11 protein-coding genes are annotated in these 14,973 nt (G+C 61.1%); all 11 read left to right on the top strand.

The features are described from left to right. The first annotated feature begins 4 nt into the window (after nucleotides 1–4). The 11 genes from ACM6JQ_RS16540 to ACM6JQ_RS16490 all read left to right on the top strand — a co-directional run bounded on the left by ACM6JQ_RS16540 (nucleotide 5) and on the right by ACM6JQ_RS16490 (nucleotide 14,962). Nucleotides 5–1,648, top strand: a complete 1,644-nt coding sequence (locus ACM6JQ_RS16540) for a DUF1302 domain-containing protein (protein WP_414894236.1) — start codon at nucleotides 5–7, stop codon at nucleotides 1,646–1,648. A gap of 8 nt (nucleotides 1,649–1,656) precedes the next feature. After that, the gene (locus tag ACM6JQ_RS16535; RefSeq protein ID WP_414894235.1) at nucleotides 1,657–4,059 is read left to right on the top strand and encodes an efflux RND transporter permease subunit; all 2,403 of its coding nucleotides are present in this window, start codon (nucleotides 1,657–1,659) and stop codon (nucleotides 4,057–4,059) included. A gap of 10 nt (nucleotides 4,060–4,069) precedes the next feature. Next, nucleotides 4,070–5,014: a WD40/YVTN/BNR-like repeat-containing protein gene (locus tag ACM6JQ_RS16530; protein WP_414894234.1), complete on the top strand. Its 945-nt coding sequence runs from the start codon at nucleotides 4,070–4,072 to the stop codon at nucleotides 5,012–5,014. 243 nt (nucleotides 5,015–5,257) lie between these two features. Next, entirely contained in the window at nucleotides 5,258–6,541 is a 1,284-nt protein-coding gene (locus ACM6JQ_RS16525) for an acyl-CoA dehydrogenase family protein (RefSeq protein WP_122843987.1), read from the top strand. 54 nt (nucleotides 6,542–6,595) lie between these two features. Continuing rightward, complete coding sequence (locus ACM6JQ_RS16520) at nucleotides 6,596–7,729, top strand: saccharopine dehydrogenase family protein (protein WP_122607415.1); 1,134 nt, start codon at nucleotides 6,596–6,598, stop codon at nucleotides 7,727–7,729. 10 nt (nucleotides 7,730–7,739) lie between these two features. Continuing rightward, nucleotides 7,740–9,299 (top strand): AMP-binding protein, encoded by a 1,560-nt coding sequence (locus ACM6JQ_RS16515; RefSeq protein WP_414894233.1) that lies wholly within the window; start codon nucleotides 7,740–7,742, stop codon nucleotides 9,297–9,299. 13 nt (nucleotides 9,300–9,312) lie between these two features. Continuing rightward, nucleotides 9,313–10,551 (top strand): thiolase family protein, encoded by a 1,239-nt coding sequence (locus tag ACM6JQ_RS16510; RefSeq protein ID WP_414894232.1) that lies wholly within the window; start codon nucleotides 9,313–9,315, stop codon nucleotides 10,549–10,551. Nucleotides 10,552–10,562: 11 nt separating this feature from the next. Continuing rightward, the gene (locus ACM6JQ_RS16505; protein WP_414894231.1) at nucleotides 10,563–11,930 is read left to right on the top strand and encodes an NAD(P)/FAD-dependent oxidoreductase; all 1,368 of its coding nucleotides are present in this window, start codon (nucleotides 10,563–10,565) and stop codon (nucleotides 11,928–11,930) included. A 191-nt stretch (nucleotides 11,931–12,121) separates the two neighbouring features. After that, complete coding sequence (locus tag ACM6JQ_RS16500) at nucleotides 12,122–13,594, top strand: flavin monoamine oxidase family protein (RefSeq protein ID WP_414894230.1); 1,473 nt, start codon at nucleotides 12,122–12,124, stop codon at nucleotides 13,592–13,594. Nucleotides 13,595–13,603: 9 nt separating this feature from the next. Then, nucleotides 13,604–14,260, top strand: coding sequence for a c-type cytochrome (locus tag ACM6JQ_RS16495; RefSeq protein WP_414894229.1), 657 nt, complete (start codon nucleotides 13,604–13,606; stop codon nucleotides 14,258–14,260). Nucleotides 14,261–14,299: 39 nt separating this feature from the next. Beyond that, nucleotides 14,300–14,962, top strand: coding sequence for a hypothetical protein (locus tag ACM6JQ_RS16490; RefSeq protein WP_414894228.1), 663 nt, complete (start codon nucleotides 14,300–14,302; stop codon nucleotides 14,960–14,962). Nucleotides 14,963–14,973 lie beyond the last annotated feature (11 nt).

The following is a 14,973-nucleotide window of genomic DNA, read 5'->3' as shown; positions in this document are numbered from 1 at the left end:
AGACATGAAAAAAATAATCAGTAGAACCTCAGGTCTTGTCATCGCGTGTGCAACCCCATTTGCCATGGCGTTCACCTTTGAAACCGAAAACATTCGCGGCTCATTCGATTCCACCCTCGCTGTGGGCATGGGACTGCGCACTGAATCCCGTGGCTGCAACCTCATTACCAGCAGCCCCGGCGGGCACAATCCACCCAGTGGCTGTCTGGCGCCCAGCGCCGGGATTGGTGATCAGGGCGACTTGAATTACGACCGGGGCGACCTGTTCACCAATTACATAAAAGGCACCCATGAGCTGGTGCTGAAATTTCCCGAGGACTACACGTTCATGGCGCGCGGCAGCTGGATCCGCGACTTTGCCGCGACCGACACCAGCGGCGCGTTGTCGGCCGACCGCCCTGCAGGCGTCGGCAGCGACGGCTTGACCAGCAGCGCCCGCGACGATCTGGAGTTCAAGGCGCGGCTGCTGGATCTGTGGGTGAGCAAGAGCTTTGATGTCGGTGACCAGCGGGTCCGCGCTCGCCTGGGTAATCAGGTGATCAACTGGGGCGAGAGTCTGTTCGCGGCCGGCGGCATCAACAACACCAACGCCTACGATGTCATGGCCTTGTCGCGCCCCGGTACCCAGCTCAAGGAAGCCTTGCTGCCGGCGCCGATGCTCAGCCTCGCGTCGGGGCTTGGCGCCGGGGTGAATATCGAGGCGTACTGGCAGTTCAACTGGAACAAAAGCGAATTGCCGCCAGTGGGCAGCTATTGGTCCACGACCCATGCGCTGGGCGAGGGCAGGGGTGCCTACGGGTACGATGAAAAAGAGGCGCGCAACGGCGGCCAATGGGGCGTGTCGCTGCGCTGGCAGCCTGACAACACCGATCTCAACCTGGGTCTGTACGTGATGCGTTATCACGACAAACTGCCGTCACTGAGCGTGCAGGTGGATCCGCAAACCTTCGCCGTGTCGCCGACCTGGGAATATCCGGAAGACCGAATGATGTACGGCATCAGCGCCAACATGCCGGTCGGCGACTGGGCACTGGGCACCGAGTTGTCCTACCGTCCCAAGGATGCGGTACCACTCAACCCGGTCATCGACGCTTGTGCCGCTAACGGTGGCAAATGCTGGAAAGACGCAAAGAAATTGCAATGGCACCTGACCGGCATCTACAGCATGACGCCGTCCAACTCTCCGACCTTGCTTGAACTCACCGGTGCCAGCACCGGCACCTTGTTGAGCGAACTGGTGGTCGTGAAATACTCCGGCCTGCATAACGACTACGCCGGGGAGCCGATCGCCGCCGGCCTCAATACCTGGCAACTGGATCCGGCCATTGCGCCAAGCGCCAAGGGCAACAAAACCTCCTCCGGCATCAGCCTCGATTTGAGCCTGACCTACGACAACACGCTGATTCCCGGCTGGCAGGTCACGCCGGGCGTGTTCTATTCGCGCTCGATCAACGGACGCACCCCGAACCTGTCGGCCACCTTCACCGAAGATGCAAGCAGCATGAACCTTTACCTCAATTTCGTGCGCAACCCGGCGAGCTGGCAGATCTCGGCCAACTACGCAAAATTCATGGGTGGCAAGACCCCTTACGATCAACTGCTGCGTGATCGCGATTACGTCGGCCTTGTGGTTTCCCGAACCCTGTGAGGCGCGCCGTGAACAGTTCCCTGAACCTCAAGCAAAACCCTGTGCGCGGCGTCCTGCCGCGCATCGAACAATGGCTGTTCTCGCACCGCCTGCTGACGTTGGCGGGTCTGGCGCTGTTCACCCTGGGCATGGCCTGGTTTGCGGTGCAGTTGCGCATGGAAGCCGGGTTTGAAAAGCAGTTACCCATCGGCCACGAATACATCGAAACCTTTGAGACCTATCGCAATGACTTGCTCGGCGCGAACCGGTTGACGGTGGTGGTCAAGGCGCGCCAAGGGACGATCTGGAGCCAGGCAGGGCTCAAGCGTCTTTATGACGTCACCCAGGCGCTGATATTTCTGCCCAACGTGTCGCGCAGCAGCGTGCGTTCGTTGTGGACGCCCAACGCGTTCGTCAATGAAATCACCGAGGAGGGCTTTCGTGCGGACCCGCTGGTACCGGGGACGGTAACCCCGGAAAGTCTCGATGAGGCGAGCATTGCCATGATCGCCAACTCGACAGCGCAGGGCGGTTTTATCGGGACGTTGGTGGCTCGCGACCAGAGCAGCGCGATGATCACGGTCGATCTCAACGAATTCGATGCCAACGGCCAGCGCCTGGATTATGTGGCGTACAACCAGGTGCTGGAGCAGCAGATTCGCCGTCAGTTCGAGGACACGGATTTCGAGATCCAGATCATCGGCTTCGCCAAGCAGATCGGGGACATTGCTGTGGGTGCGTCAGCGGTTCTCGAGTTCTGTCTGCTGGCCTTGTTGCTGACGGCGGCTGCGGTGTACTGGTACTGCCATTCGCTGCGCTTCACCTTGCTGGCGGTGGGGTGCTCGTTGGTGTCGCTGATCTGGCAGTTCGGCGCCTTGCGTCTGCTCGGTTACGGCCTGGATCCGCTGGCGGTGCTGGTGCCGTTTCTGGTGTTTGCCATCGGCGTGTCCCATGGCGTGCAGCAGATCAACTTCATCATTCGCGAGATCGCCTGCGGCAAATCGGTGGAGGGCGCAGCGCGGGCCAGTTTCAGTGGGTTGCTGATTCCCGGCACGCTGGCGTTGGTCACCGCATTTGTATCGTTCGTGACGTTGCTGTTGATCCCGATCCCCATGGTGCGGGAACTGGCAATCACGGCGTCACTAGGAGTCGCGTTTAAGATCGTCACCAATCTGGCGATGCTGCCGGTGGTGGCCTCGATGCTCCGCGTGCAGGATGGTTACGCTGCCGCCGAGGAAGTTTCTCGCCAGCGCCGCGCTCGTTGGTTGCACGGTCTTGCGCGTTTGAGCGAATGGCACAACGTGCGCTGGGTGCTGGGCATGGCGGTGCTGATCTTTGTCACGGCCGCCTGGCAAAGCCATGATCGAGTCGTCGGTTCTTTGCAGGCCGGCGCCCCGGAACTGCGCGAGGATGCGCGATTCAATAGGGATGCGCTGTCGATCGCCAGCCATTACGACATCGGTCTGGACTGGCTCAGTGTGGTGTTCGAGGTCAAGGTCGAGGGCGGGGCAAACGACTGCGAAAACGTTGCGCTCGGCCAGTATCAGGACCGCTTCGTCTGGGCCATGCAAGGGGTGCCTGGTGTGGTCTCGGTGACCTCGTTTTCCAACAGCCTACGCCAGTTCAACGAGGGTTATAACGAGGGCAATCCGAAAATGAACGCGGTGCCCATCGACCCGACCAACTACTCGTCGATGGCCGCCGAGGTGGCTCGCGTGCCCGGCATGATGCGGCCCGATTGCAGTATGACCGCGGTGCATCTGTTTCTCGCCGATCACAAGGCGACCACAATTCACCGGGTGATCGCCGCGGCCAAGGCGTTCCGCAGCCAGTTCACTCAGCCCGGAGTGAGCGTACGTCTGGCGTCCGGTAATGCCGGCGTGATTGCGGCGATCAACGAAGAGGTGGAACGCAGCGAGCTGCCGATGATGCTTTACGTCTACGGCGCAATCGCGCTGCTGGTGTTTGTCGTTTATCGCGACTGGCGCGCCGTGCTGGTCTGCTGCCTGCCGCTGACCCTGGGCACCTTCATCGGCTACTGGTTCATGAAAGAACTGCAGATCGGCCTGACCATCGCCACCTTGCCGGTCATGGTGCTCGCCGTCGGCATCGGCGTGGATTACGCGTTCTACATCTACAACCGTTTGCAGTTGCATCAGGCCCTCGGCCAGCCGATCACCAAAGCTGTCGAGCACGCGTTGCTGGAGGTCGGCGTCGCCACGATTTTTACCGCCATCACCCTGGCGGTGGGCGTCGCCACCTGGGCGTTTTCCGATCTGAAGTTCCAGGCAGACATGGGCAAGCTGCTGGCTTTCATGTTTCTGGTCAACATGATCATGGCCATGACCGTTCTCCCAGCCTTCGCCGTATGGCTGGAGCGGACATTTCCGCGGCGGCGCCCAGTGCGTCTGATCGGCTCACTGGTGCATTGAGGACATAGCCATGCGAAACCTGATGCCTTTACTGGTTCTGATGTTGCCGACGCTGTTGCAGGCGTCATCCTTGCCGGCGGTTCCGGCGACCGTGACGGCCAGCGCCACAGCCGCGACGCTGTTGAGCGTTGCCCGCGCCGGGGAGCGAACCGTTGCCGTCGGCGATCACGGTGTGGTGCTGCTGTCGGACGATCACGGCGGGCGTTTCCGTCAGGCTGCGTCCGTGCCGTTGTCCACGCCTCTGACCGGGGTGTCCTTCGTCGACGCCCGTCAGGGTTGGGCCGTGGGTCACTGGGGGGCGATTCTGGCCACTACTGACGGCGGCGATACCTGGCAGGTGCAACGCCTGTCCAGTGCGGAAGATCGGCCGCTGTTTGCCGTGCACTTTTTCAATCCGCAGCAAGGGGTGGCGGTGGGGCTGTGGTCGCTGGTACTGACCACCGATGACGGCGGCAAGACCTGGACCGAGCAGCAACTTGAAGCTCCGCCAGGATCGAAGCACGCCGATCTGAACCTGATGGGGCTGTTTGCCGATCAAGAAGGGCGCTTGTACGCCACCGCCGAACGCGGCCAGTTATTGCACTCGGACGATCAGGGCAAGCACTGGCGCTACATGGATACCGGTTACAGCGGCACTTTGTGGACGGGGGCGGTGCTGGGCGACGGCTCGCTGCTGGTGGGCGGGCAACGCGGCACGTTGCTGCACGGCTCCGCCGACGGCGCACGCTGGCAGCGCGTACCGCTGCAGAGCAAAAGCTCGGTCACCGCCATCGATGTTTCCGGGCAGACAGTCATTGCGGTAGGGCTCGACGGCTTGCTCGTGCACAGTGACGACGGTGGCCAAAGTTTCCATGAGCAACCCAGCGGCGACGGGGTTTCGCTCACGGCGACACGGCTGAACGGGGATGGCTCGCCGATCGTGTTTTCCCGTAGAGGCGTCGTTTCTCGGCGCTGATACCCGGGTGGATGTCGGGAGGCGGGCGCCATGCCGGTTTCCCGGCAGTTCAGCGCGATTTTTCTCAAACAAACTGCTGATTTCCGGCCGGTTTTCCCGTGCCTGAAGAAGTCTTTGCAAGCTCGAAATAATAAACATAACGCATGTTGCGTTAAATAATTTTGCTTGTTAGAGTCGATGACAAATAACAAGACGCAGCACGTTGCAAGCGCAGCGGTTGCCACTCTCGATGGAGGTACTTTGATGATCTCGCTCAAGTCGACACTCACCCTGCCAGCCGCCGGACTCACCGGTTTCGAAACCCCGCTGACAGAAGAGGAGGCTGCGATTCAGGCCTCCGTGCACCGCTTCGCCAAAGAAGTGTTGCGACCATTGGGTCGCGAGCTGGATCGCATGACCGCCGAAGAGGTGGTTGCCCCCGGCTCGCCTTACTACTCGCTGTTTGCCGAATTCGCCAAACTCGGACTCGACCCGGCGCTGTTGGCGCAGCTGCCGCCGGACATGGCGGTGCGGATCGAATCGCTGATCGGTGAAGAACTCGGCTGGGGTGATGCCGGGCTGGCGATCTCTTTGGGCTGCGCCGGTTTCCCGCTGCAAATGGCCGTTGCCGCCGGCAATGCCGAGTTGGTCGAACTCTGCCAGGGCCGGATCGGCTGCTGGATGGCCACCCAACCCGACCGTGGCAGCGACAACCAGATCTTCGACATGGCGCGAGACTGGCCAGCGGGCAAGCCCGGCAATATCGGCAACTTGACCGCCAAAGTGGTTGGCGATGAAGTCATCCTCAACGGCCAAAGCTCGGCGTGGGTCTCCAACGGCGTCATCGCCCAAGTGGCACTGGGTTTGATCTGTGCCGATTACGGTGACGGTTTTTACGATGAGAACGGCCGGCCGCACGGGATTGCGCTGATTATTCCGCTCGATCTCAAGGGCGTGTCCAAGGGCAAGCCGCTGGACAAGATCGGCCAGCGCTCCTTGCCTCAAGGCGAAATCTACTTCGACAGCGTACGAGTGCCCCGGCGCTTTGCTATCGCCGAGCGCGACAACTACTACGGCGCCGTCAGTTCTTCCTGGTCGTTCGCCGGCACCCACATGGGGCAGGTGTTCACCGGCGTCGCACGTGCCGCCTTCGAAATGGCTCTGCAGTACTGCCATGAACGGCGTCAGGGCGGGCATCCGTTGATCGACCACCAGATGACCCGCCTGCGTCTGGGCGACATGTTGCGTCGGGTCGAAACGGCCCGCGCGGTCGCCCGCCGTTCGCTGAGTTTCGCGCGCCTTTCACCGCAAACCCATCCGTACGCTACCGCCTCCGCCAAGGTCACGGTGACCGAAGAGGCAATGGCTGTTGTGCAGGAAGCTTTCCGTCTGTTCGGCGGCAATGGCACTACCCGTGAATACCCGATCGAAAAACTCTTGCGTGACACCCAGTCGTCATTGATCGAGGACGGCGAAAACCGCGTCCTGACCATGCGCCTGGGGCTGCTTGCCCAGCAGCTGTACGCCGAAGGTTGGGCCAACAACTGATTCTGCATTCCACCGACATCACTCATCCAAAAACAACAAATGAGGTAAATCCCGATGGCCAAATATCCTGTCGTTGTCTACGGCGCCAGTGGTTACACCGGTATGCTGATCATGGACTGGTTGATCGACCAGCACATCCCGTTCACCGCCGTTGCACGCAACGCCGCGCGGGCTCAGGAAATGATGGCGCAACGCGTCGTCGGACTGGAGTCGGCCACTTACGAAATCATTGAATGCGCCCACGAGGTCGACGCGCTGGTCTCGGTGTTCAAAGGTGCGCGCGTGGTGTGCAACACAGTCGGCCCGTTCATCAATTTTGGCCTGACTGCCGTGGAAGCGGCCTTGAAAGCTGGCTGCCATTATCTGGATCCGGCCGGTGAGCAGGCGCACATCCGGGCCTTGCGCGATCAGTTCGGTGAGCTGTATCGCCAGGCCGGGCTGCTGCTGTCGCCATCGTTGGCGTACATGTACACCTACGCCGAAATCGCCGCCGAACTGGCCCTGGAAACGCCGGGTGTCGATTCGCTGGAAACCGCGACCCTGACCCGTGGCCCGCGCACCGGTGCTGCCGGGGTGACTGTCGGTTCTACGGCGACCATTTTCGAAGGCGTGCGTTACCCCGGTGCCTACCTGTGGGAGAAGGAACTGGTGCCTTATGCACCGAACGCCAGCTTCAACGTGGTCTGCCCCGATCTACTGGAAGCGGTGTTCTGCCTGCCTTGGGGCGGCACCTCGCTGCCGGTGTTCTTCGAAGATGATGGCCGGGTGCGAAGCTGCATGTCCTGCGTCGGCTTCTACGACAACCCGGTGATGAAAATGGTCCACGGCCTGGGCGAGAAGTGGGAAGCCGAATACAAGCACCTGCCCAAAGAACAGCAGGACGCGGTGATTCAGAGCCTCGTGCAATCGACCACCCCGAGCATGCCACCGCGTGAGCGCAGCACCCTGCAACGCACCGTCGACTTCGCGATCGGCCGCGGTCAACTGACAGCGGTGCGTGCCACCGTGCATGGCATCACGCCGTACATCGCCACCGGCGCCTTGCACGCCGCAGCCGTGGTCAAGCTGTTGAATAACGACACCGCCAGGACCGGTTTCGCCTCGTCCTCGAAAGCCTTCGGTCATCGCTACCTGCTGGGCTTCCTTGAACAGCGTGGCCTGGCCCGCGCAACCGTTACTCAACTGTGAAGTGACCGACATGGCGATTATCGATTTCTTCGACCGTGGCTGGCGGATCAATCCGCACGGCGCGGCGTACATCCAGGACGATCGGGTGTTCACCTTCACCGAAGTCCGCCATCTGTCCTGCCGGATCGCCAACGCATTGTTGGCGGCCGGTTTACCCAGCGGCACGAAAGGTGCGGTCTGGTCCGCCAACGACGCGGTGGCCTGGACCTGCACCCTGGGACTCTGGCGCGCCAATCTGTGCTGGATTCCCGTCGGCGCACGCAACAGCGCCGAAGAGAACCGTCACGTGCTCGATGCCTTCGACTGCGAGGTGATGTTTTTTCAGCGAGAGTTCGCGCCGATCATCGACGCATTGCGTCCGAGCCTGCCGAAAATCCGTTTGTGGATCTGCATCGACGAGCACCTGCCGGGGGCGCCGTCGCTCAAGTCCTGGATTGATGATCAGCCGGTCACGGCACCGGAGGTCGAGTATCAACTCGACGATGTGGTGGCACTCTCGCCAACCGGCGGCACCACCGGGCTGCCGAAGGGGGTGATGAACACTCATCGCAGCATCCAGACGTTCTGCGCGCACTTCATGATCAATTTCCCTTACGGGGATGACCATCCGCCAGTCAACCTGGCGGCGGCGCCGATGACCCACACCGCTGGCACGCTGTCGCTGCCGTGCACCTCGCGGGGCGGCACCGTGGTGATCATTACCAAACCGGATCCGGCGCTGATGCTGGCAATGATCCCGAAGTATAAGGTCACCGAAACCTTTTTGCCGCCGACCGTGATCTATCGACTGCTGGATGTGCCGGATCTGACGCAGAAGGTCGATTTCAGCTCGCTGAAGTATTTCCTGTACGGCGCGGCGCCGATGTCGGTGGACAAACTCAAGCAAGCCATCGAGACCTTCGGCCCGGTGATGGCCGGCGGTTACGGCCAGACTGAAGCCCCGGCCTCGATCTCCAACCTGCCGCCCGCCGAGCATTTGCACGGTGGACGTCTGGCATCGGACGAACGCCTTTCTTCGGTGGGCCGGCCCAATCCGCTGGTGCGCGTGGAAATCCTCAGCGACGCCGGGGACATCCTCGGTCAGGGGCAAACCGGCGAAATCTGTGTACGCGGCGATCTGGTGATGAAGGGGTATTACAAGGACCCGCAGAAAACCGCAGAAACCATCATCGATGGCTGGCTGCACACCGGCGACATCGGCCACGTTGATGCGCACGGCTACCTGCACATTACCGACCGCAAGAAAGACATGATCATCTCCGGCGGATTCAACGTTTATCCCAGTGAAGTCGAGCAAGTGCTGTGGAGTCATCCGGCGGTGCAGGACTGCGCGGTCATCGGTGTGCCGGATGAGCAATGGGGCGAGGGCGTGAAAGCCGTGGTCGAGTTGAGCGTCGGGCATACCGTCACCGCCGAGGAGTTGATCGAGCTGTGCAAGAGCCGGCTCGGCTCGGTCAAGTCGCCGAAAACCGTGGATTTCATTGATGCATTGCCGCGCAGCCCGGTCGGCAAGGTGCTGAAGAAAGATCTGCGCGCCCATTACTGGCAAAACGTTGAGCGACGTATCTGAGGGGAATGATCTGATGGAACCTATTTACATCGCCGGCATTGCCATGACTGAGTTTGGTCGTCACCTGAACCGAAGCCTTCAGGATCTGGCACTGGAGGCCTTGCAAGGTGCACTCGCGGATTCCGGCGCCCTGCGCGCCGATATTCGCGCTGTATTCTATGCAGGCATCACCAATGGTCATCTTCAAGGACAACTGTCGATTCCGGGGCAGGTAATTTGCAGCAAGATAGGCATCGAAGGTGTACCAATCTACAACGTTGAAAACGCCTGCGCCTCGGGTAGTACAGCGGTTCATTTGGCAGTGCAGAGCTTGCGCTCAGGGGCTACCGACGTGGTGTTGGCGTTGGGGGCCGAAAAAATGAACGTGCCGGACAAGTCGCGGGCACTGGCATTGTTCGAAACCGGTTGGGATGTTTCCACCGCCGAGGAAAACTACGCGACTCTGGTGAAAATGGGCGAGGGCATCGTGGTGCCGCCGGGCTCGGAGTCCGATCGTCCGTACAGCAAGTTCATGGCCATCTATGCCGCGATGTGTCGCTGGCACATGAAGACCTACGGCACCACTCAACGACAGATTGCGGCGGTATGCGCCAAGAACCATCAACACTCGGTGCACAACCCGTATTCCCAATTTCGCAAGACCTTCACCATCGAAGAAGTGCTCGCCGCGCCGCCGATCACCTATCCGATCACGCTGCCGATGTGTGCGCCGTTATCCGACGGCGCGGCCGCCGCGATTCTCTGTACCGAGGCGGGATTGAAACGCATCGGTGCCGACCCGAAACGTTGTGTGCGGATCGCCGCCAGCGTGATCCGCAGCTTCAGCCTGCGCGGGCTCGACGAGCCGCACAAGCACGTCAGCCTATTGGCAGCGCGTGAAGCCTACGAAATCGCCGGCCTCGGCCCGCAGGACATGCACGTGGCCGAAGTGCACGACGCCTCGGCCATGGGCGAAATCATCCAGGCGGAAAACCTCGGGCTTGCGCCGCTGGGGGAGGGTGGGGTGTGTGCCGAACGCGGCGATTTCACCTTGGGTGGCCGCCTGCCGATCAATCCCTCTGGTGGCCTGGAATCCAAGGGCCACCCGCTGGGTGCGACGGGGATCGGCCAGTTGTACGAGCTGACCACGCAGTTGCGCGGGGAGGCCGGTGCACGCCAGGTACCCGGTGCGCGGCATGCCATCCAGGAAAACGGTGGCGGTCTGCAAGGTGTCGAGGAAGCCGCCGTCGCTATTCACATCCTGAGTCGATAGGAGCACATCACATGTCCATGACCTACCAATCACGAGAGCTGGAAAGCCACTTCGCCGGCGGGCATTTTCGTCGGCTGGGTGGCTGGGTCGAAACCCCGGCGGATCTGCAACCCGAGCTCGAGGGCGATGTCAGCGCGGACGTCATCGTGATCGGTGCCGGTTTCGCCGGGCTGTCCACCGCCCTGGAACTGACGGCGTTGGGGGCCAAGGTTGTGGTGCTAGAGCAGGCGTTTGCCGGTTTCGGCGCCAGCGGGCGGAACGCCGGCTATCTGGGTGGCAGCATCGGCATTGAGTTCGAGCTGTTCTTGAAACGTGTCGGCAAGGAAAAAGCGCAAAACATCGTCAGGTTCTATGACGAAGCTGTCGCCTACGTCGAAGGTCGATTGCGCGAACTGGGGATCGACTGCGACTACAACGCCTCGGGCATCATCAGGGCGGGCATCCATCCGTCGCAGGAGAAAAGGCTGCGCAAAAGTATGGCCGTGGGCCACGAATTGGGTTCGCTAACCGAGTTTCTGGATCAGGCACAAATGCGCGCGCGGGGGATTCCACCGGCCTTTCTGTTTGGCTGCCTGCAACGCCACGGCGGTACCCTGGACCCTGGCAAATACGTGATGGGCCTGCGCCGCTCTGCACTCCAGGCGGGGGTAAGGCTGTATGAAAACACCACGCTTGAGTCGTTCTCCGACGGGCCGACGATCACCTGCCGGACGCCACGCGGGCGGGCGAGCGCGCCAATAGTAGTGCTGGCCACCAATGCCTATACGCCGCAGCTCGGACTTCTGCGCGACAAAGTCGTACCGTTTCGGGTGTCGGCGGTCGAAACCGAGCCATTGACACCACAGCAGTTGGCATCGCTGGGCTGGGCAGGGCGGGAAGGGTTGACCACGCCGCACCTGGTGATGGAAAGCCATCGCCTGACCGCACGCAATACGCTGCTGATGACCACCAAACGGCTGGGTTATGCCTACGGCTCGAAAACCCCGAACATTCCTGATGAGGTGACCTACCGAGCGTTGCAAGACAACCTGGGCGTGCGTTTCCCGACGTTGCGCGGTGTCGGCATTCAAGCGTGCTGGAGTGGTTACGTCAGCATGGCCTACGACGCGTTGCCGGTGGTGGGCGAAACCGGGTCGCACCACAACATTCTCTACACCGCGGGTTGCTCCGGACACGGCGTCGCCTCGCAGTCACTGATCGGCCATCTGCTGGCGGAAAGAATCGGCGGTATCGAGCATCCGCTGCTCGGCGCGCTGCGGCATAAAACCCCGAAAACCCTGCCCGAACCGCTGCAGTGGTGCGCCATGAATGTGGCGCTGGGGGGAGCACATCTGCTGGACGAATACACCAACCGCAAAGTTGCGCGCCCTCATGCCTGACGGTTGAGGCTTATAGAACCAACACGCTGATTTTCCGTGGTGACGCTGACCTTGAAGTCCTGGGGCCGGCAGGCATTCGCCTGCAGAAAGACAAACGAATGTTTGCGTTTTCGTCGCCACTTTTTTACTGCCACACCCACGCTCGGCCACGGGCGTTCAATCCAACAATAACGTGATGTGAGGCATCGAACATGAGCACTGACGCCCCTCCCGATCTGAAGCGAAGACAATTGCTCAAACTGGCCGGTGCCACCGCCGCCGTGGGATCGATCGGTTTGAACCTTGGCCTGGCCAATGCCGCCGATGCGCTGCAAAAAGACAGTCCGGACGATGTGTTTGATGTGGTGATCATCGGTGCCGGCCTGGCTGGTTTGACCGCCGCCCGTGATCTGCATCTGGCAGGTTGTGAGTCGCTGCTGGTGCTTGAAGCGCGTGATCGTGTCGGCGGCCGCACCCTCAATCATGACTTGGGTTCCGGCTATATCTCCGAAGCCGGCGGTCAGTGGATCGGCCCCGGACAAACCGCCGTAGCGGATCTGGCCCGTGAGCTTGAGGTCGGCACCTTTCCCAGTTTCTATGACGGGGAAACCGTGATCCTCGGGGGCGATGGACGTGTCGCCGTAGATTTGAAAGGCACCTTCGGTACCGACGAAAGAGTCTCGGCAAAACTCAGCGAGCTGTCGCGTGATGTGCCGTGCGGTGCGCCATGGAAATCCCCCAGGGTGGCCGAACTGGACAAGCTCTCGGCGGGCGACTGGCTCGCTCAGCAAAACATCAAGCCGGAAGACCGCGCAGGGTGGAATGCCAGCTTCCTCCTGACCTGCGGTGTCACGCCGGCGAAGATGGGCTTCTTGCACTTTCTGTCGATGATCAATTCGGCCGGCAGCGAATACATGCGGCTCGACTCGATCAAGGACAGCGCGCAAGGCACGCGGATCGTCGGCGGTTCACAGGTTCTCAGCAGCAAAATGGCGCAATTGCTGGGCGACAAGGTTCGCTTGTCGTGCCCGGTGCGCAAAATTGCTGACTGGAACCGCGACATCGTCAGACTGCAAACGGATCAGGGCGAGATCCGCGCGCGCCGGGTGATCATGGCGATTCATCCCGCGCTGTGCCAACGCCTGCAATTCGATCCACCGCTGCCCGAAGCTCGCGCCGCCCTGCAACGGGCCTGGCCAGCGCACTCGCCGGCACGCAAGACCGCAATGGTTTACCCGCGGCCTTTCTGGCGCGACAAGGGTTTGAACGGTCACATCATTCAGGTCGGCGGGCCAGTCATCTGGGCTTACGACAACTCACCGCCAAACGGCGAAATCGGCGTGATCAACGCATTCATTCTGAATGCCGCAGCCCCCACCGACCCCGAAGCCGCGAAGCGTGTGCAGACCGAAATCTATGCACGCGCCCTGGGGGATGCAGCGCTTGAGCCGGTTTCCTACCACGATCACGACTGGGCGCATTTCGACCCGTGGACCATCACATGCGTGTCGCCGATTCCCCCTGGTTTCTGGTCGACACATGGCGAGGCACTGCGTCCGCCGTGCGGCAACCTGTTCTGGTCGGGCACCGAAACCGCTGACATCTGGGCAGGTTACATGGACGGCGCCGTGCGCGCCGGACGCCACAGCGCCTTGCAGGTGCTCAACGCGTTACGTCGGGCATAGGAGGCGGCAATGAAAAAAATCATAGCGCTTGGCGTCATCGCGGTCATTACGGTGCTGGTGGCGGTTTTCGGCCGTGATCTGCTCGACCTGTATCGGCTGCAGACTTACATCACGACCTCCACGGAGGCCTATCAGGCCGACCGCGGAAACTGGCCACACCTGACCGATGCCTGCACCGGTTGCCATGGCAGCCACGGTAACTCGCTGAACCCGACGTATCCGAGCCTGGCCGGGCAACCCGCCGCGTATCTGTCTGCCCAGTTGCGCAACTTCGCGAGCGGGCAACGGCTTGCGCCCAACATGGGGCCGCTGGCGATGACCCTCAGCCCGGATGAAGTTGATCTGCTGGCGAAGTTTTACGCCCGGCAATCGGTCGTTGCTCATGCGGCTGTCAGCCCTGACGAGGGGCTGAAGGATCAGGGCAAACAACTGGTGAAAACCCGAGGTTGCACCGCCTGTCATGGTGCCGAGCTGATGGGCCACGACGCCTTCCCGCGCCTGGCTGCACAAGGCCAGGACTACCTTTTGGCCCAGCTCAACGCTTTTGCCAGCGGCGAGCGCATTGAGCCCACTGGCGCGATGCAAGCCATGGCAGCGGCGCTGTCAGCGCAGGAGCGCCAGGCGATTGCGGCTTACCTGGCTGCACTGGTTCCTCAATCCCGCTAACCCATCAAATTTTCTGTCAGCTGTACCGAGGCTATCGTTATGGAACCGAGAAATATTGTGCTGTGCCTTGCCTGTTTCTTGCTGCTTGCCAATGGTCTGACCTTTGGCATCAGGTTTCTGAAGAAGAGAAACCTGCTACTGGCTCTGGAGTGGTTTGTGGTTGCCTTTTCCGCGACAAACTTCTTGATCTTCTTCCTGACAGAATCGGAGCATGCGTACCTGATTTCATACTTCTGCGACGCGTTCTCCAGAGCCTTCGGGATTCCACTGATTACCGTGCTCGGGCTGATGGCGGTAACGCATGCGTACAAGCCCTCCGTGAGCAAGGAGCTCATGATGTTTGCCGGCGCTCTGTTGGGCACGCTCGCGTTGATCTCTACCAAGGTCCTGGTCACGCTCCTGCCGTATTTCTACGTGCTGATGTGGGTGATGTTTTCGGTCTACCTGGTATATTTCGCGGTACGCCTGGCAAATGCCGGAGAGTCATTGCATGCGATCGGTGTGATGTTTGGCATGCTCGCCTCACTGACCATTGCCTGCATCTACGACTTCTACAAGATCCCCGGCGACGACAGCAATGTGCTGCTCAACTTCTACGTGCTTGCACTGACGACCTGGGCTTATCTGCTGGTGCACCTGTATTACGCGTATTGCGCGCTGGAGCGCGCGAAGGGCGCAATGACAGTTCTGCAAACGCGCTGAGGGGGAGTTGA

Source organism: Pseudomonas sp. IT-232MI5, from assembly GCF_949767845.1.
In the GTDB taxonomy this organism is placed as follows: Bacteria; Pseudomonadota; Gammaproteobacteria; order Pseudomonadales; family Pseudomonadaceae; genus Aquipseudomonas.
The sequence above is the reverse complement of the archived record's forward strand: the minus strand, read 5'-3'. Positions and strand labels throughout refer to the sequence as shown.